The organism is Micromonospora sp. GCM10011542 (genome assembly GCF_042650685.1).
In the GTDB taxonomy this organism is placed as follows: Bacteria; Actinomycetota; Actinomycetes; order Mycobacteriales; family Micromonosporaceae; genus Micromonospora.
The window spans coordinates 186596-202907 of sequence record NZ_JBHSBO010000061.1 but is presented as its reverse complement, the minus strand read 5'-3'; the positions used below and the strand labels follow the sequence as shown (position 1 = coordinate 202907).

At 71.8% G+C, this 16312-nt stretch carries 20 protein-coding genes, 1 tRNA gene and 1 pseudogene; 7 read left to right on the top strand and 15 right to left on the bottom strand.

Features of this window, described 5'->3' with window-relative positions:
• The first annotated feature begins 29 nt into the window (after nt 1-29).
• Nucleotides 30-105: transfer RNA gene (locus tag ACFOW4_RS26450), tRNA-Lys, on the top strand.
• 436 nt (nt 106-541) lie between these two features.
• Complete coding sequence (locus ACFOW4_RS26445) at nt 542-1225, top strand: alpha/beta fold hydrolase (protein ID WP_377532640.1); 684 nt, start codon at nt 542-544, stop codon at nt 1223-1225.
• 97 nt (nt 1226-1322) lie between these two features.
• Here ACFOW4_RS26445 and ACFOW4_RS26440 read toward each other — a convergent pair whose 3' ends face one another.
• Complete coding sequence (locus ACFOW4_RS26440) at nt 1323-2651, bottom strand: caspase domain-containing protein (protein WP_377532638.1); 1329 nt, start codon at nt 2649-2651, stop codon at nt 1323-1325.
• The gene (locus tag ACFOW4_RS26435; protein WP_377532636.1) at nt 2648-3001 is read right to left on the bottom strand and encodes a hypothetical protein; all 354 of its coding nucleotides are present in this window, start codon (nt 2999-3001) and stop codon (nt 2648-2650) included. The genes ACFOW4_RS26440 and ACFOW4_RS26435 overlap by 4 nt, the downstream gene beginning before the upstream one ends.
• Before the next feature lie 482 nt (nt 3002-3483).
• Here ACFOW4_RS26435 and ACFOW4_RS26430 point away from each other — a divergent pair, with 482 nt between their 5' ends.
• A complete protein-coding gene (locus ACFOW4_RS26430) occupies nt 3484-4086 on the top strand; it encodes a hypothetical protein (RefSeq protein ID WP_377532633.1) in 603 nt (200 codons plus the stop codon).
• 35 nt (nt 4087-4121) lie between these two features.
• Here the strand turns inward: ACFOW4_RS26430 and ACFOW4_RS26425 are convergent, their stop codons facing one another.
• From ACFOW4_RS26425 to ACFOW4_RS26410, 4 genes are all read right to left on the bottom strand, one after another.
• Nucleotides 4122-4757, bottom strand: coding sequence for a poly-gamma-glutamate hydrolase family protein (locus tag ACFOW4_RS26425; RefSeq protein ID WP_377532630.1), 636 nt, complete (start codon nt 4755-4757; stop codon nt 4122-4124).
• Nucleotides 4758-4838: 81 nt separating this feature from the next.
• Entirely contained in the window at nt 4839-5816 is a 978-nt protein-coding gene (locus ACFOW4_RS26420) for a hypothetical protein (protein ID WP_377532628.1), read from the bottom strand.
• A complete protein-coding gene (locus ACFOW4_RS26415) occupies nt 5810-6139 on the bottom strand; it encodes a PadR family transcriptional regulator (protein WP_377532626.1) in 330 nt (109 codons plus the stop codon). Before ACFOW4_RS26415 ends, ACFOW4_RS26420 begins: the two co-directional genes overlap by 7 nt.
• A gap of 54 nt (nt 6140-6193) precedes the next feature.
• Nucleotides 6194-7072 (bottom strand): sigma-70 family RNA polymerase sigma factor, encoded by an 879-nt coding sequence (locus ACFOW4_RS26410; RefSeq protein WP_377532749.1) that lies wholly within the window; start codon nt 7070-7072, stop codon nt 6194-6196.
• A 139-nt stretch (nt 7073-7211) separates the two neighbouring features.
• Here ACFOW4_RS26410 and ACFOW4_RS26405 point away from each other — a divergent pair.
• Nucleotides 7212-7677 (top strand): annotated as a pseudogene (locus ACFOW4_RS26405) (carboxymuconolactone decarboxylase family protein).
• Between the two features lie 18 nt (nt 7678-7695).
• Here ACFOW4_RS26405 and ACFOW4_RS26400 read toward each other — a convergent pair.
• Entirely contained in the window at nt 7696-8115 is a 420-nt protein-coding gene (locus ACFOW4_RS26400) for a LysR substrate-binding domain-containing protein (protein ID WP_377532624.1), read from the bottom strand.
• A gap of 42 nt (nt 8116-8157) precedes the next feature.
• Between ACFOW4_RS26400 and ACFOW4_RS26395 the strand changes: the two genes are divergently transcribed.
• Complete coding sequence (locus ACFOW4_RS26395; protein WP_377532622.1) at nt 8158-8889, top strand: Clp protease N-terminal domain-containing protein; 732 nt, start codon at nt 8158-8160, stop codon at nt 8887-8889.
• Between the two features lie 74 nt (nt 8890-8963).
• Here ACFOW4_RS26395 and ACFOW4_RS26390 read toward each other — a convergent pair whose 3' ends face one another.
• The 4 genes from ACFOW4_RS26390 to ACFOW4_RS26375 form a co-directional block, all read right to left on the bottom strand.
• The gene (locus ACFOW4_RS26390) at nt 8964-9479 is read right to left on the bottom strand and encodes a hypothetical protein (RefSeq protein WP_377532619.1); all 516 of its coding nucleotides are present in this window, start codon (nt 9477-9479) and stop codon (nt 8964-8966) included.
• Nucleotides 9480-9590: 111 nt separating this feature from the next.
• On the bottom strand, nt 9591-10010 hold the full coding sequence (locus ACFOW4_RS26385; protein ID WP_377532616.1) for a PIN domain nuclease: 420 nt from the start codon (nt 10008-10010) through the stop codon (nt 9591-9593).
• The gene (locus ACFOW4_RS26380; RefSeq protein WP_377532613.1) at nt 10010-10264 is read right to left on the bottom strand and encodes a type II toxin-antitoxin system VapB family antitoxin; all 255 of its coding nucleotides are present in this window, start codon (nt 10262-10264) and stop codon (nt 10010-10012) included. Before ACFOW4_RS26380 ends, ACFOW4_RS26385 begins: the two co-directional genes overlap by 1 nt.
• Nucleotides 10265-10327: 63 nt before the next feature.
• Nucleotides 10328-10525 (bottom strand): DNA repair protein, encoded by a 198-nt coding sequence (locus ACFOW4_RS26375; RefSeq protein ID WP_377532610.1) that lies wholly within the window; start codon nt 10523-10525, stop codon nt 10328-10330.
• 266 nt (nt 10526-10791) lie between these two features.
• Here ACFOW4_RS26375 and ACFOW4_RS26370 point away from each other — a divergent pair, with 266 nt between their 5' ends.
• Nucleotides 10792-11454, top strand: coding sequence for a GNAT family N-acetyltransferase (locus ACFOW4_RS26370; RefSeq protein WP_377532608.1), 663 nt, complete (start codon nt 10792-10794; stop codon nt 11452-11454).
• A gap of 235 nt (nt 11455-11689) precedes the next feature.
• Here the strand turns inward: ACFOW4_RS26370 and ACFOW4_RS26365 are convergent, their stop codons facing one another.
• The 4 genes from ACFOW4_RS26365 to ACFOW4_RS26350 form a co-directional block, all read right to left on the bottom strand.
• Nucleotides 11690-12388, bottom strand: coding sequence for a TetR family transcriptional regulator (locus tag ACFOW4_RS26365; protein WP_377532605.1), 699 nt, complete (start codon nt 12386-12388; stop codon nt 11690-11692).
• Nucleotides 12351-12845: a thiol-disulfide oxidoreductase DCC family protein gene (locus ACFOW4_RS26360; protein WP_377532602.1), complete on the bottom strand. Its 495-nt coding sequence runs from the start codon at nt 12843-12845 to the stop codon at nt 12351-12353. Before ACFOW4_RS26360 ends, ACFOW4_RS26365 begins: the two co-directional genes overlap by 38 nt.
• Complete coding sequence (locus tag ACFOW4_RS26355; protein ID WP_377532599.1) at nt 12842-13267, bottom strand: hypothetical protein; 426 nt, start codon at nt 13265-13267, stop codon at nt 12842-12844. Before ACFOW4_RS26355 ends, ACFOW4_RS26360 begins: the two co-directional genes overlap by 4 nt.
• A gap of 121 nt (nt 13268-13388) precedes the next feature.
• Nucleotides 13389-14843, bottom strand: coding sequence for a glycoside hydrolase family 3 N-terminal domain-containing protein (locus ACFOW4_RS26350; RefSeq protein ID WP_377532597.1), 1455 nt, complete (start codon nt 14841-14843; stop codon nt 13389-13391).
• A 168-nt stretch (nt 14844-15011) separates the two neighbouring features.
• Between ACFOW4_RS26350 and ACFOW4_RS26345 the strand changes: the two genes are divergently transcribed.
• The gene (locus ACFOW4_RS26345; protein WP_377532595.1) at nt 15012-16187 is read left to right on the top strand and encodes an ROK family protein; all 1176 of its coding nucleotides are present in this window, start codon (nt 15012-15014) and stop codon (nt 16185-16187) included.
• Nucleotides 16188-16312 lie beyond the last annotated feature (125 nt).

Here is a 16312-nt window from a genome sequence, read left to right as displayed (position 1 = left end):
GTGTTACCGTTTCTCCCCGTTGCCGGCGAGCGCCGCTAGCTCAACTGGCAGAGCAGCGGACTCTTAATCCGCGGGTTCGGGGTTCGAGTCCCTGGCGGCGCACCAAGTGATGAAGGCTCCGGCCTGGTGGTTTTCCACCTGGCCGGAGCCTTTCTGCTGTTCGGCTCGGGAGCGGGGAGCGCTCCGGGAGGTCGACGCAGGCGACCCCGCGGCGCCGCCGTGCCGCGCCGGCCGGGGAGGTGCGCCGTCACGGCCCGTAGCGAGGTTGGCGAGCGTAACGTGAATCAGGGGCAGTCGCCCCGCCGGGCCAACAGCACGGTGCGAGCGACAGCCGCACGCGGAGCAGGAAGGCTGAGGCGGCCCGTCGTGCCAAATTCAGGAGTGGTCGCATGCGTAAAGCAGGCAGCAGAGCCGCGCCTTTCGACAGCTGCTCTGGGCGGCGCTGGCCGTACTGGCCCTGACATCGACGGTGGGGATCGGGCCCGCGTCGGCGAACGCCGTACAGCCGGCAGGGCAGCAGGACAAGCCCACGGTCGTCCTGGTGCACGGGGCCTTCGCCGACTCGTCCAGCTGGAATCCAGTCGTCCGCCAACTGAAGGATGACGGCTACCAGGTCGTCGCGGTCGCGAACCCCCTGCGGGGGTTGAAGAGCGACGCGGACTACACCGCCAGCGTGCTCAAGACGATCCCGGGTCCGATCGTGCTGGTCGGACACTCCTATGGCGGCATGGTCATCAGTGCTGCCGCCACCGGCAACCAGAACGTCAAAGCGCTGGTCTACGTAGCCGGATTCGCGCCGGAGAAGGACGACAGCGCAGCGGCCCTGTCAGCCAAGTTCCCGGGCAGCACCCTCCTGGATGCCCTGGCGCCACCCGCGCCGCTGCCGGGCGGAGGTAATGACCTCTACGTCCAGCAGGACAAGTTCTGGAAGCAGTTTGCCGCCGACCTCCCCGAGGAAGAGGCCAAGGTCTCGGCGGCGACCCAGCGCCCGGTCACCGAGGCGGCGCTCAAGGACAAGCTCCAGGCGGAGCCGGCATGGAAGTCGAAGCCGTCGTGGTTCATCTACGGCACCCTCGACAAGACCATTCCCGCCCAGACCCACGCCTTCATGGCACAACGCGCCGGCGCCAAGGAGAGCGTCGCGGTCGACGGCGCGTCGCACGTCGTCATGATCTCCCATCCGCAGCAGGTGGCCAAGATGATCCGCGAGGCCGCCAAGGCGTAGCGAGGAACCTGGCGGCGCGCCAGTGATGAGGGGGCTCTGGCCTGGTGGTTCTCCACCTGGCCAGAGTTTTTTCGTGTCGACGGCTGGGTGGCTGGTGTTACCGGCAGGGGCGGCTACTGCGAGGTGCGTCGCCTCGGCCCCACCGCACCTCGAACACCACCGGGGTGTCGAAGTCGTCGTCGGTGGCGTCGGCGCTCGGGAACAGTTGCTGCAGCGGCACGAGACGGACCCAGACGCCGTCGCGTTGCGGTATCACGGTCGACTCGCCGATCTCAGAACGTTCGACGCGGCAACTGGTCTCCGGGGTCACCACGTAGAAGAAGATGCCATCCTGGTTGACCCCGGTCAGTCTCATCTGGATGGAGCCGTCGGACGTCGAGACGTCGCGGCGCCAGCTCGCGGTTACCCGCTGTGTACTCGGAAGCGCGGTGCTCGTCATCGTCGGCGCCTCGGTGGTGCGACTGCTCGGGGAAGGGCCGCCCGAGACGACGGACGGGGTGGGGCCGCCTGAGACGACGGGCGGGGTGGAGCCGCTCGTCTGCGGTGTCCTCGGGTCGAGGTCGAGCGCGAGGGTGCTCGCGAGCCCAGCGCCGGCGATCACCAGGCCCGCGGCTACCGACCACGGGAGAAGGCGCTGCCGTCGAGGCTGCTCGTACGCCCTTGTCGGGGTCTCGCCCGGGGCGCCTGCGGCACTGTTGCGGACCAGGGCGATCCGGTTGCCGTCGTTGCGGCTGCGGCGCTGCGGAATGGGCTGACCCCGGCTACGCAGCTCGGATTCGACCTGGTGGAACAGGGTGTCCATGTCGAGCGGGTCGGGGCCGCCGGGTACGCCGTTCTCCAGGACGCTCAGCAGCGCCGCGGTGAAGGCGGTGTACCTGTCTCCCGGTGGAGCCAGGGCCAGTGTCGTCTCAGCGGTGGCCGTCATCAGGTACGTGCCGTCGATGACGGCGTGGTCGGCCAGCGGCCCCGGCGCGGCCATGAAGCCCGACATCGCCCGTCCGCTGAAACAGCAGTCCATGATCACCACCTTTGCCCGGCAGCGCCGCGCGGTCGTGACCACCTCCCGACGTACCTGGGCGAAGTGCACCGCATGATGCAGCGCGTCCGCAGCACCGCCGACCAGCGCGAGCTCCAACTCGCCGTTGTCGAGCAACCCGTGGCCCGCGAAGTACACGACCAGCGCATCGGTGGCCGCCGCGGCCGCTTCGTGGATCGGGTCGAGGATGTCCTGAGCGGTGACCGGGTCCACGACCAGGCGGCAGTTCTCCGCGGGCAACCCCCACCGGTCGGCGTCGGTGAGCACGGCGGACAGGGCGGCTACGTTGGCCGCGGCGGCGGGGATGGCCGGCATCCGGGTGTACGCCGAGACACCGATCAGCACGGCCCGCGATCTCGCCGGATCGGGCAGGTAGGCGGCCCTGGTCACTGCGTGGCCTGATCCGATCCGCCGTCCTCTTCAGCCAGAAATTGCCGGATCGCGTCGGCGTTTTCGGCGTCGCCGCTCGGCAGGGTCAGGGTCGCGCCGTCCGGGCGCGTGATCGTGAGGCTCTCGCGATGTGGGCGGGAGCGGCGCCAGGTCTCGACGGCCAGCGCAAGACTCGAGATTGCCGTCGCCTGCCCGAGCACCACGTCGATGATCTCCAGTGCGCCGAGGTTTCCCGGCTCTGCCGGACCGGGCCGCACCTCAGCTTCTCTGATCAGGCTGGCGTCGGCGCGTAGCCAGTCGAAGAGCTCACCCGAAGCCGCGGCGTCGTCCACACCGATCCGTATCCGCATGCCGCCGCCTTCTCCGCCCGTCGATGGCCATCAGTGATCATCCATGATAGGCGCCGCGCGCTTTCGCGATCACACGATCGCGGTCGGCTCTGGTCAACGCCGGGTGACCTGGGCCGCCCTGGTTGTAGATCCCGCCGCTCCGCGAGTTCGTGCCCACGGCCCTGTTCCGCTCGATGTGGGTTTGCCGCAACGCATCGCCTCGCTCTGGCCTCGATCGACTCGGTTTCCTGGATGTCGGGGTGTCCGGGTCTCGCGGATGGCCCGGTTCGCAGGAAGTCGAGTCGATCACTGCCATCCTGCGTACCCGCTCCCCGCGCCGCCGCCCTCGCGACGATCACCAAGGCGGTCCAGCCGTCGCCGGGGAACGGCCGGCGCTCCCCCGCGCGGCGGAGCTGGCTCGCGCCACCGGGGGAGTTGGCCGCTTCCGCGCGCCGGCAGCCTGGAACCCGACGGCGACAACCGGTCGCCACGAGGGAGGACCGATGAGGAACACGTTGCGAGGACTGGGCGCGGCGGCGGTCGTGGTCGGGGTGGCGCTGGTCGCCGTGCCGAGCGCCGGCGCCACGCGGCAGGCGCCGAGGGCGGCCAGTGTGGACGGTGCGGGCGAGGTCCGGTTGACGTTCGCGCCCGACCGCGACGTGCGCAGCTTCACCTTCGAGGCACGCGCCATCCCGTACAGCCGGCCGATACCCGGCGCGCCCCACGGCCTGCCCACCGACGCGACCGGCACGGTCCGCGTCGCCCACCGGATCGCGGCGGACGGCGTCACCGTCCGCTTCGCGGCCCGCGTCGACTGCCTGGTCACGGCCGCGCGGACCGCGACGCTCACCGCCGTGGTCACCGAGGCCGACGTGTTGGCGGCCGACCTGGTGGGTCGCCGGCTGGGCTTCAGTGTGTACGACGGACCGGGCGGCGACCGGGTCGGCTTCTCCTGGGCGGTGGTCAACGCCGACCAGGGGCCCGACGGCCAGTGGCGCGAGGGCACGGTCGGCACCTGCATGGCGCCGGCGCCCTTCGCCCCGGTCACCGACGGCGGCTACCTCGTGCGGCACGCCGAACTGCTGCCGCCCCCGACGGACAACTGAGCGGCCAGCGACGGTTCACGAATGCGCTGCGGTGATCAGGACACCGGCTGCGGGATGGCGACCACCGATCTGACGGCCTCGACGTAGTCGTAGAAGCGCTGCGTCCGTTGCCCCGAGTCGCGCATCGCCTGAGATACCTCGCCGTTGGGAAAGAACGACGTGCGCAGCGCGTGGGACAGTTCCAACTGCAGGCCGGCACCCCGCCGGTTTCGGTTGCAGATGTTGGCGGGCTTGGCGCCGGCCACCTCATGCGAGGCTGAGATGACGGTGAACCCCTGACCGGTCAGGGCGGCCGAGATGCTCCCGGCGAGTTCGCTGTCCAGCCCGCCGAGCGCGGTCTCCTCCTCGCCGGCGACACCCGCGTAGCCGTGGAAGGAGAGGGTCCGGTCCGCCGCTCCTACCAGCGCCCGGCACTGCGGCTCGTCGAAGGCGGTGGACGTGATGTGCAGGTCGGAGTTGTGGCTGGCCTTGATGCCGGCGAAGACATAGGTGCTCATGAGCCCGTCGCCGACCGCCAGCGCCAGCTCTCCGCTGCCCGCCTCTATGCCGCCGCCGTGGATCGCGATGGACGCCCACGAGGTGGTGGGCAGTTGGATCGCGGTCCGCGTGTAGGCGACACCCTCCTCCTCGGCGGCGGCCAGTTCGGCGTAGCTGTCATACAGGTGACCCACCACTACCCCCCGGTCAGAACGGTCCTTCGCCGGCTACCCCCGAGCCCGCGCGGCAAACGGTTCGCCGATACGAGCGCGACGTCAGCGGGCGAGGGCGGCCTCCGCGTCGGTGGTCGCTCTCGGAGCCAGCAGGAACGCCACGCCGAAGGCGGCCACCGCGAGGAGGACGTGCGGGTACGAACTGACCAAGAACACCAGCCCTCGGGCCGATTGGAAGCTGCCCGCACCAGCGTCGAAAGGGGTCGTGAACGGGTCGGCAGGCACCAGCCACTGGGCGAACCAGGTCCACGCCTCCGCACGCGGGGCCGCGGACGAGTCGAATTGCACGAACGTGCCGGCGGTGACCGCTACGGCGGCAACCAGCACGGTCGCCAGGAGACCGCGCACCAACCGGTGGCGCCCTCCTCGTTGCAACGCCCCGGCCACCGCTGCGAAGCAGAGCAGCCACACCACCCAACTCGTGACCATGCCGTAGGGCTGACTGCCGAACTGGTACCCCATGGTGGGAACGGCATAGCTCCCGTTCACGGCGTCGGCCAGGAAGCCGGTGCCCACCCATGCGGCAACCACCGCGATCAGACACAGGCCCAGTGCCATCGGCCGTACCCTCTGGGTCAACTGGCGGCCTATCAGCCATCCAAGCAGCGCGGCCACGACGACGGGGCTCAGGGCGACCGCCCCGACGACCAGGCGGGCGCCAAGGCTGGAGTCGTCGATGATCGGTCGCGCACCCTCCTTTTGGATCTGATAGAGCCCGTACCAGGCGCGCTGGAGCACGGTGAGGCCCAGCAGGTATACCGACAGCGCGGCCACCACGCTGATGATTCGCTTCACTCCGAACGACCCGTACCGGTTGCCGCCGCTCGGGGTGACGGCGAGACTTCCGCTGAAGGTGAGCATCCGCCACCGGCGGGCGACGGGCCGGGCGGTTTCGTCCTGGGCGATGGCGTCGATCTCGGCGGACCATTCCCGCATGAGGTCGTCGCGCTGGTCGATGGGCCAACGGTGTGTCGCCTGCCGCAACAGCCAGTGCGCCAGGGCCCGGACCGCCGTCACCACGCCGGCCTCGCCTGGGCCGACGTCTTCGTGGCCGGGACGGTGGTGCTGGCACGCAACTCGGCGAGGACGGTGTGAGCCTGAGTGGCGCCCTCGGCGGTGAGTTGGTAGTAGCGCCGGGCCGGTCGGCCGGCCGCGGCCGGATCCAGATCCTCCCACCGGCGGGACAGCCAGCCGGCCTGTTCGAGCCTGGCCAGCACCGGATAGAGCGTGCCGCTGGCCAGGCCCGTCTGGTGCATCAGGTGCAACCCGTAGTGCTCACCGTCCGGCTCGGTGAGGAGCGCGGCGAGCACCTTGGCCACCGGGACCGTGATCTTCATCCCCATACTCGTAACTCTACATAGGTCGGTCGTCAGGCGGAACTGGCGAAGATCGGCCCGTTACCGGGACTCCGGTGCCCCGATGGCGAGGTCGAGTGACGCGAGCTGCGCCGGGTCGGCCACCACCTCGATGCCGATGATCCGGTCGGTGACGATGAAGCTGAGCGCGAGCCGCCTGCCCCCGCCGACTTCCACGACCGCCCCCGGCATCCCGTCGACGTACGCCGGCAGCGCGCCCTGCGCCCGGCCGTTGAAGAAGCCAGCGATGGCGGCCGAGCCGCGCGTCTCGGCGACCGAGCCCAGCCCGGCCGCCACCGGGTCGGCACGCATGACGACGTGCGGGTCGAGCAGGTTGACCAGGTCGTCGAAGCGGCCCTCCCGGGAGGCGGCGAGGAACGCCTCCACCACCCGTCGTTGACGGGCCGGGTCCGTCTCCCGGACGTCGCCGCCCTGCTGCACCCGGCGGCGGGCCCGGGTGGCGATCTGGCGGACGGCGGCGGGGCTGCGCTCGACGACCGCGGCGATCTCCTCGAAGGAGACCGCGAACATGTCGTGCAGGACGAACACGAAGCGCTCGGTCGGCGCGAGGGTGTCCAGGACGACCAGGAGCGCGCGGCCGACCGACTCGGTCAGCACGGCCTCCCGCTCCGGGTCGACCGGGTCGACGTCCGCGGGGGCGGCCTCCGGGCCGGCGGTGTCCCACGGCTGCTCGGGACGGGTGGTACGCGTCCGCAACCGGTCCAGGCAGACCCGGCCGAGCGTGGTCGTCAGCCAACCGGGCAGGTTGTCGATGCCCTCGACGTCGGCCCGGCTGAGTCGCAGCCAGGTGTCCTGGACGGCGTCCTCGGCCTCGGCGGTCGAGCCCAGCATCCGCTGGGCCACCGCCCGCAGCCGCGACCGGTTCTCTTCGAAGCGCTGGGCCAGCAGGTCTACCTCGATCGTGGCCCTCCACCAGCATCCGATGTGACCGCCACCACATCTGTCACACCGTCCGGCGGGCCACCGACATACCGGTGACAGGGCCGAAACGTTGCGCCGCGACGCACGCCGGCCAGCCTAACAGGACAGGACGGACGAAATGATCATCGAGCCGCGCATCCAGAACCCCGCCGGCCTGCTGCCCGACGCCGTGCAGGCCGTCAACCTGCTCTACAAGGCCGCCCACTCGGCCGGAGTGCCGAACACGACCCTGGAGCTGGTGCACCTGCGGGCCAGCCAGATCAACGGGTGCAGCGCCTGCGTCGACTCGGGCGCCCGGGCCGCGCGAAAGGCCGGCGAGACCGAGGAACGGCTCTTCGCGGTGGCCGCCTGGCGGGAGACCCCGTACTTCACCGAGGCCGAGCGGGGCGGCGCTGGCGCTCGCGGAGGCGGCCACCCGCCTCGCCGACCGGGCCGACGCCGTACCCGACGAGATCTGGGACGAGGCGGCCCGACACTTCGGGGAGAAGGAGCTCGCGGCGATCGTCCTCTGGATCGCCACCACGAACTTCTTCAACCGGATCAACGCCACCACCCGTCAGCCGGCCCCCCAGAACTGGGGCTGACGGCGGCGCGACCGGCGGTCAGGTCGCGGCCAGCTTGCGGTCGATCTCGGCCGGCACGGGTACGCCGCGCCGGCTGAGATCGGCAGCGAAGCGCTGGGTCAGCGGGTCGGACGCGGCACCGACCAGCACGACGATCTCCCGGTGCAGCGGCGGGTCGAGTCGACGCAGCGCGCCGGGGAACGGCACCGGCACGGCAGTCACCGGAACGAACGCGACGCCGAGCCCGGCGGCGGCGAGCAGGGCCGGCGCGGAGGTCTGCCGGCTGCGCATCGCCACGGACAGCACCACCCCGTGCGCGGCCATCGTCTCGTCCAGCCACCCGGCGAGGCCGTGCGACGCGTCGTAGTGCACGACCGGCTCGGCCGCCAGCCGGTCGACCGGGACCGCGGGCGCGACGCGGGCGAGCGGATGCCCCGGCTCGCAGTCGGCCAGCGTCAACTTTGGGTTGACGGGGAGGCTGCGTCAACTTATGGTTGACACATGACGGAACCCATCCAGATGAGCAACGCAGTCAAGCTCGACGACCTGATCCAGGCGATCAAGAAGGTGCACACCGACGCCCTCGATCAGCTCACCGACGCGGTCCTCGCCGCCGACCACCTGGGCGAGGTCGCCGACCACCTGATCGGACACTTCGTCGACCAGGCCCGGCGCTCGGGCGCCTCATGGACCGACATCGGCCGCAGCATGGGCGTCAGCAAGCAGGCCGCCCAGAAGCGCTTCGTGCCGAAGGTGTCAGTCGATGCCGCGGCCCTGGACCCGAACGCCGGCTTCGGCCGGTTCACCCCTCGGGCCCGCAACGTGGTGATGGCCTCGCAGAACGAGGCCCGGGCCAGCGGGCACACCGAGATCCTCCCCGGGCACCTGGTGCTCGGCCTGCTGGCCGAGCCGGAGGGGCTCGCCGCCAAGGCGATCGTCGGCCGGGGGGTGTCGCCGGAGGCGCTTCGCGAGGCGGTCCTCACCGCACTTCCGCCGTCGGCCGGCGAGGTCCCGGACCTCATCCCGTTCGACGTGCGCGCCAAGAAGGCGCTGGAGTTGACGTTCCGGGAGGCGCTGCGGCTCGGGCACAACTACATCGGCACCGAGCACATCCTGCTCGCCCTGCTGGAGCTGGAGGACGGCAGCGGCGTGCTCACCGACCTCGGCCTGGAGAAGGCGGCCCTGGAGAGCGACCTCACCGCCGTCCTCGCGGCGATCACGGAGCAGAAGTAGCGCCGGGCAGCGCAGGCGGTGGCCTCGAGTCACCCCGAGGCCACCGCCTCCCTGATGGTGTGTCGGTCGTGTGGTCAGGCGGTGGGGAAGCCGTACCGGAGGGCGTGCTCCGGGTCGGCCGGGTCGATCTGGCGTACGCCCGCGTCGGCGAGCCGCTTGTTGACCTCGTCGAGCTGCTCGCGCACCAGCCGGGCCTCCTCCTCGGTGACCCGCCCCCGGTGCGGCTTGCCGGCGTGCTCCAGCGTGCCGTAGTCGATCTTCTCGGCGCTCTTGCGCGCCTTGGGCGGGCGGACCCGCTCGGCGGTCCGGAGCAACTGCGCCATCGGCACGTCGGTGGCCATCGCGTCGAACTCGCTGGCGGTCAGCACCACCCGGCGCGGCTCGCCGTGGCCGTGCCGGTCGTGGATCTCGACCACCGCCACGTCCAGGGCGGCGTCGTCGATGCTCTCCACCTCGACCGGCGTGGCGTCCAACTGCACGGGCCCGGCGACCAGGTCAGGGTGCTCCAGGACGACGATGCGGACCACCTCGTCGTCATTTTGCAGAACCGTGCCGCTGAAGTCGGAGACGTGGATCGTCTTCTTGCCCATGCGCGGAGCTTCTCCTGTCGTAGGCCGGGATACCGGAACACAAGAAATTACCCGACAGGTGTGCGAAAGCCCCCGCTGGACCTCCTCCGGTGTGTCGTTGCCGGTGTGAGCTCAGAGGCTGCCCTTCGGCGCCACCCACTCGGTGGGTTGGCCGGTCACGGCGGCGATCCGGTCGTAGTCGGCGTCGTAGTGCAGCACGGTCGCGCCGTGTTCCTCGGCGGTCGCCGCGATGATCAGATCGGGCAGCCGGAAATTACGGTGCTGGCTGTCGGCCGCCAGCATGCGGTGGACCACCAGGGCGCGGTCCATCACCGCCGTCGTCACGTCCATCCACCGATGCCCGCGCAGCGCCTGCCAGAGAATTTCGTATCCCTTGGGGTGGGGTGCGTTGTTGAGGTATTCCAGGCTGGTCATCTGACAGGCAGCCAGCCGCCCCTCGGCCAGCAGCGTCTCGAATCGTCGCCGGACCGACCCGTGGCGGCCCTGCAGGACATAGACCGACGTATCCGCTAGGTAAATGTGGCCGGCCATCAGGCCGCCTCCGCATCGTGCGCCTGCTCGGGGAGCGTATCGAGGTCGCGCCCGCCGCCGTAGCGCCATGCGTCAGCCGACCCGGCGAAGTCCATCTCCACCTGGTCGAATGCGGCGATGATCTCGCGGGCCTGCCGGCGTACCGCGAATGCGTGCAGCGCGGCATTGATGGTGGCGACCTTGGTGTCGGTGCCCAGCACCTCGCGTGCGGCGTCCAGCCAGTCGTCGTTCACGTCGACGGTGATGCGAGTCATGACCCGAAAGATACACCAGTTTACGGGCTGTGGGCGCACCAAGAGCGCTAGAGGATTGGTGCGTCAGTGGGAGTTCAAGCCGCTCCGGCTGGACCTGCCGGCCGGCAGGTCGTTCAGCTCCGCCCAGGGCAGCAGACCGGTGTCGCCCGCCGTCCGGGTGCCCGCGTAGCGCGGCTGGGCCGGGAAGCGCCCGGCGGTCTCCGCAACCCGCCAGAGTCGCTCGGGGTCCTGCTGGTACCGGTCGTTCGGCTGAATCGGCATGACCCTACCGTCCCAAACAAAGGTGTCCATGTATGGAAATAGATATGACGGTCGATCGATGCGCCGAGGTTCCCGGGTGGCGCGACGAATTGACGATCGTCCGGTCTCTACCCGCCTGACGCCGATCGCAATCGACGAACTCGCGATCCGGTCCGCCCGGGCACCGGCGGCGCGACCGATCGCCCCCGGCCCGAGGGATCGTCCGCCCGGTCGGTCGGCCCGGCGTACGGTGATCCACGACGAGGCTCAGGTGACCGGAGGTACGCATGCTCGACCGGCGGCTCCAGCTGCACCTGGCCACCTGGCTCGGCCAGTGGCCGGCCGGGCCGGGGCTGCACGTGGTCGGCTCGCACCGACGGGTCAAACCGGCCTGGGACGGCCGGCTGCGTCCCGCGCTGGCCGTCGACACCGGGCGCAGCGCGGTGCTCTCGGTGCCGCCGGAGCGGGTGGCGCAGGTCCGCGTCCTGGCCCGCCGGGCACCCGACCGGCTGCTCGCGGCGCTCCCCGCAGCCGTCGGCCTGCCCGAATGGTGCGTGCACGACGGCCCGTTCCGGTGGAGCCTCGCCCCCGCGCCGCTGCCGGACGTGGGGGAGTGGACCGAGTCGACCGTTCCCGGTCTGCCGCCCTGGCTGCGGCTGTTCGACCGGCCGGTGCTGGTGGTCTGGAGCGCCGACGGCGAGTACCTGGCCGGGGCGGGCATCAAACGGCACGACGCGTACGGGCACGAGTTGGCCGTGGGCACGGTGCCGGCGGCCCGTGGTCGCGGTCTGGCCCGACGGCTGGTGGCCCAGGCCGCCCGCCGGGTGCTGGACGAGGGTGCGGTGCCGACCTACCTGCACGAGCGGGACAACGTCGTCTCGGCCCGGGTCGCCGAGGCGGCCGGTTTTCCGGACCGGGGCTGGCGGTCGTACGGGGTATATCCGCGCTGACCGGCCCCGCGACGGCTGGTCGATGGCGGGCGCGGACCGTGGATCCCGGGCTGGATCCACGGTCCGCAGCCTCCCCCAGGTCCCGTGTCGGGCGATCGGTCCGCGCTGCGTCGGGCCGCCTGCTGACGATCACGCTACGTATCGATCAGGCTCGGGGCAAGGTGCGAGCTGTCCATTCGGAGTGTCGAATAGTGGACTTGAGCTGCGGCTGGGCCGGGTCGAGGTGGCAGACGGGTCAGTGACGTAGCGTGCGGATGAGGGTGAGCACCTGCCGGGTCACCGGGCGCAGCAACCGCAGCCGGGACAGCGCCACCAACTGGTCGATCAGCGGCACCACGCCGTCGATCAACTGCCGCGTCTTCACCTGCTCGGGCGACCGGTCGTGGACCCAGTAGAGGACCACGCCCATGTACGCCAGCCAGAGCAGTTCGGGCAGCTGTGGGCGCAGTTCAGGGTCGACCTTGGCGGTCGAGCCGGACAACACCTCGGCGAAGAGGTCGATCGCCGCCTGCCGTGGGCCGGAGGACTCCGCGGAGAAGGGGCTGAGGGGGGAGGTGGGCTCCGCCGCCGTCTTGAAGAAGCTGGCCGCGAACTCGTGCGACGGGGCCAGCACGTCGATGCCGGCGTGCAGGACTCCGGCGAGCCGGGCGCCGAAGGCCTCCTCCCGGTCGAGCACTCCTCGGGCGGCGGCCCGGTGCTCGACCTGGGCGTCGGCGTAGAACTCCTGGATCAGGTGGTCCTTTGAGCCGAAGTAGTAGTAGGCGTTGCCCACCGCGACCCCGGCCTCCTGGGCGATCGCCCGCATGGTGGTCTGGGCGTAACCGCGCTCGCGGAACAGCCGCATCGCGGTGTCCAGGATCCGCTGCCGCGTCTGCTCGCCCCGGCTGGGCGCCGACTCACCCGCAGCGGTCGTCGGCGCAGTCTGCTCGGTCATCGAGGTCACCGTATCCCGCCTCCTCGTCCGCCGGCTCGGCCCGGTGATCGCGGACCCGTTCCCGCAGCGCCGAGGCGGTGGTCACCACCCGCCGGGCGAGGGGCAGCAGGTGCGGCCGAGCCAGCCGCTCGGCTGTCGACCGGTGATCGGCCAACGCCCAGAGGCAGGCGAACCAGGCGCCGTCGCCCGCGTACACCTCGCCGGTGTCGGCCACGACGGTGAGGTCGCGCAGCGTCGCGTCGTGGTCCAGGCCGGGGAAGCGCCGCCGGGCCTCGGCCGAGCCCGCCGGCACGAACTCCAGGGGTACGAGCTGAGCGCGCGAGGCCAGCCAGCGGCGGGCGGCCCGGCACAGGGGGCAGTGCGCGTCGAACAGAACGGTGAAGGCCCGGATCCCACCGCCCCCGAACGCGGTGGGATCCGGGAGCTGGCCGGGGCCGGCGGTCGGTGGGACGGTCATCGGGGCGGGGGTGCGGCGGCCGGCGCGGCCGGCATGGGCAGGCGGCCGATGGGCGCGATCGGTGGGTGGGTGGCGAGCTGACGGAGCCGGTTGCGGCGGTAACGGCCGAGTGCGAAGACGTTGAAGAAGTGCAGCGCTCCGAGCACCAGCAGTACCAGGCCGATCTTGAGGGAAAGCTCCTCCATCGCCTGACTGGTCGAACCCACCGCGCCGGGGTGCTTCATGGCCACCGTCACGTAGCCCAGGTTGAGCAGGTAGAAGCCGACCACCAGCAGGCTGTTCACCGCCCTGGCCAGTCGTTCGTCGGCGAACACCTCCTCCAGGAAGACCTGCCCGTTGCGGGCCAGCGCTCGGGCGACCCAGACGGTCAGGCCGATGCTGACCGTGAGGTAGATCAGGTACATCCAGACCTTCGTGTCCATGCGACGCCTCTTTTGAACGTGTTCAACTATGGCCGGCATCAGCGTAGGGCAATTTTTGAACACGTTCAAGAGGCGTGGGGTCAGGTGGATCCCGTCGGCCCGGGCCGGTTCGGCCTCGGCGTCAGCCGGCGAGCCCGAGCGCCTCGGCGGCCGCCCGGCCGTTGGCGTGGCTCGCGCCGTACGTGGTCACGAAGGCGCGTACCCCGGCCGGTCGCCACTGCGCCGGCCAGCCCATTTCCACGACGGTCACCGGGTGCTCGGCGGCCAGCGCGGTCACCAGCTCGGGGCCGCCGGGCAGCCGGTGCAGGTGCCGCCCGACCAGGACGATCGGCCGGCCGGCGGCGAGCCCGCGCAGGGTCGCCGCATCCGTCTCGGCGGCGATCACGCGGATCTCCTCGGCCGCGACCAGGTGTGGGCCGAGGCCCCAGGGCACCCGTCCCTCGGCCATTGTCGACTCGGTGTGCAACTGCACGACCAGCGGCCGGTCCAGGCCGGTCAGCACCCCGTCCACGTGGACCGCGCGGCGCGCCGCCGCGTACCCCAGGTCGGTCTCGCCGGCGGCCGGCGCGGCGCCGGCGGACCGGGTCCAGGCGGCGAGCGCGGCGGTGCGGCCGGCCGCCTCCTCGACCCGGGCGGTGTCCAGCCGGCCGTCGGCGAGGGCGTCGACGATCTCCGTGACCACCCGCTCGACCAGTTCGGCGTCGACCTGCGCGCCGATGCAGAGCAGGTCGGCCCCGGCGGCCAGGGCCCGGACCGCGGCGGGGCCGACGCCGCCGGCGGCCACCGCGGCGCCCTTCATCTCCAGCGCGTCGGTGATCACCGTGCCGGTGAAGCCGTACTCGGTGCGCAGCAGGTCGACCAGGACAGCCCGGCTGAAGGTGGCCGGACCGGAGCCGGTGAGCGCCGGAACCCGGATGTGCGCGGTCATCACCGCCCGTGCCCCGGCCGCGATGACGGCGGCGAACGGCGGCAGGTCCCGCCGCCGCAGCAGGTCGAGCGGGACGTCCACGGTGGGCAGTTCGTGGTGCGAGTCGGTGATCGTCGCGCCGTGGCCGGGGAAGTGCTTGGCGCAGGCGGCGACGCCGGCGGCCTGCAACCCGGCGACGGCGGCGGCCGAGTGGGCGGCCACCCGCACCGGGTCGGCGCCGAAGGACCGGGTGCCGATCACGGGGTTGTCGTCGGCGGTGTTGACGTCGACCGTCGGGGCCAGGTTGACGGTGATGCCGAGTGCCGCCAGCTCGGCGCCGATCGCCTGGTAGACCCGCCGGGTGAGGGCCACGTCGCCGATCGCGCCGAGGGCGGCGTTGCCGGGGTACGGGCTGCCGGTGGCGTGTGCCAGCCGGGTCACGTCGCCACCCTCCTCGTCGATGGCGATCAGCACGTCCGCCCGGCCGACCCGCAGCGCTGCGGTGCTCGCCGCCAGCTGGGCGGGGTCGTGCACGTTGGTGCCGAACAGGGTGTGCCCGGCCAGCCCCTCGGCCACCAGGTCGACCGCCCAGTCGGGCGGGACCGGCCCGGCGTACGCGGCGAGCAGCGTGCCCAGCGCGAGCCGGCGCAGTCCTGGATCCAGCCCCACGTGATCTTCTCCTCTCCGTGCCCGGCGGAGCCGGACGTCGTACCGGCGGTGGTCGTCGCCCTGCCGGGTTGGCCGAGCGCTGCACGCGCGGGTGGCCGATACGCTACGGCTACCCGTTCGCAGGTCGGTTTACAGTTAGCAAAGTTTACTAAAACTAGAGGACGTGGCATGAGTGCGACCCGGCTGCCCGGCACCCCCCGTCTGTTGCGGGCGCTCAACGATCGTGCGGCGCTGGAACTGCTGCTGGAGCGGGGGCCGCTGACCCGGGCCCGGCTCGGCGAGCTGACCGGGTTGTCCAAGGTGACCGCCTCGCAGCTGGTCGAGCGGCTGGAGGAGCGGGGGCTGGTCACCCGGGTCGGCGAGCAGGCCGGCGGACGCGGGCCCAACGCCCAGCTCTACGCGGTACGCCCGAGCAGCGCCCACGTCGTCGGGGTGGACGTCGGGCCGGACCGGGTGGTGGCCGCGTGCGCCGACATCACCGGCGCGGTGATCGGCCGGGTCGAACAGTCCACCCGGGACACCGACGACCCGGTCGGGGTGGTGCACAACGCCGTGGTCCAGGCCGCCAGCAGCGCCCAGGCGCAGCTGAGCAGCGTACGGCGGATCGTGCTCGGCACGCCCGGCCTGGTCGACCCCGGCACCGGCGACATCACCTTCGCCTTCAACCTGCCCCGCTGGCACAGCGGCCTGCTCGCCGCGCTGCGCGAGGACCTGCACACCCCGGTGGTCTTCGAGAACGACGTCAACCTCGCCGCGGTGGCCGAGGCGCAGTCCGGCGCCGCGCAGGGGTTGAGCGACTTCGTGCTGGTCTGGGTGGGCGCCGGCGTCGGTCTGGCGATCATGCTGGGTGGGCGGTTGCACCACGGCAGCAGCGGCGCGGCCGGCGAGATCGGCTACCTGCCGGTGCCCGGCGCGCCCATCCCGCGCGACGTCTCCCGCCGGGCCAAGCCGGCCTTCCAGCAGCTGATCGGCGGGGACTCGGTGCGCGCGGTGGCCCGCGAGCACGGCTACCCGGACGCCGACGCCGCCGACGCGGTACGCGCTGCCGTCGCCGACGGCACCGCCGGTGGCCCGATGCTCGACGAGCTGGCCCGCCGGCTCGCCCTCGGCGTGGCGAGCACCTGCGTGGTGCTCGACCCGCCACTGGTGGTGCTCGCCGGTGAGGTGGGTCAGGCCGGCGGCGCCGCGCTGGCCGACCGGGTGCAGCACGAGGTCGCCGCGATCACGTTGGTGCGCCCTCGGGTGGTGCCCACCGGGCTGACCGAGGAGCCGATCCTGCGCGGGGCGCTGCGGACGGCGCTGGACGCCGTCCGGGACGAGGTCTTCGGCTCCACCGTCGGCTGATCCCGCCGGCGTGGGCCGGGGAGCGCCTTCCCCGACCCGGACCGGCCGGCCGCCCCGCACGCGCCACCCGACCCGGACGGGTCCGGAGGCGGCACGATCGGTCATGTGAAGGAATATTTCACTGC

Coding starts and splice junctions, on each gene's coding strand:
- ACFOW4_RS26435 (WP_377532636.1), bottom strand. CDS start 3,001: ATGCGGATACGGATCGGTGTGGACGACGCCGCGGCTTCGGGTGAGCTC.
- ACFOW4_RS26430 (WP_377532633.1), top strand. CDS start 3,484: ATGAGGAACACGTTGCGAGGACTGGGCGCGGCGGCGGTCGTGGTCGGG.
- ACFOW4_RS26415 (WP_377532626.1), bottom strand. CDS start 6,139: ATGGGGATGAAGATCACGGTCCCGGTGGCCAAGGTGCTCGCCGCGCTC.
- ACFOW4_RS26395 (WP_377532622.1), top strand. CDS start 8,158: ATGACGGAACCCATCCAGATGAGCAACGCAGTCAAGCTCGACGACCTG.
- ACFOW4_RS26390 (WP_377532619.1), bottom strand. CDS start 9,479: ATGGGCAAGAAGACGATCCACGTCTCCGACTTCAGCGGCACGGTTCTG.
- ACFOW4_RS26385 (WP_377532616.1), bottom strand. CDS start 10,010: ATGGCCGGCCACATTTACCTAGCGGATACGTCGGTCTATGTCCTGCAG.
- ACFOW4_RS26380 (WP_377532613.1), bottom strand. CDS start 10,264: ATGACTCGCATCACCGTCGACGTGAACGACGACTGGCTGGACGCCGCA.
- ACFOW4_RS26375 (WP_377532610.1), bottom strand. CDS start 10,525: ATGCCGATTCAGCCGAACGACCGGTACCAGCAGGACCCCGAGCGACTC.
- ACFOW4_RS26370 (WP_377532608.1), top strand. CDS start 10,792: ATGCTCGACCGGCGGCTCCAGCTGCACCTGGCCACCTGGCTCGGCCAG.
- ACFOW4_RS26365 (WP_377532605.1), bottom strand. CDS start 12,388: ATGACCGAGCAGACTGCGCCGACGACCGCTGCGGGTGAGTCGGCGCCC.
- ACFOW4_RS26360 (WP_377532602.1), bottom strand. CDS start 12,845: ATGACCGTCCCACCGACCGCCGGCCCCGGCCAGCTCCCGGATCCCACC.
- ACFOW4_RS26355 (WP_377532599.1), bottom strand. CDS start 13,267: ATGGACACGAAGGTCTGGATGTACCTGATCTACCTCACGGTCAGCATC.
- ACFOW4_RS26345 (WP_377532595.1), top strand. CDS start 15,012: ATGAGTGCGACCCGGCTGCCCGGCACCCCCCGTCTGTTGCGGGCGCTC.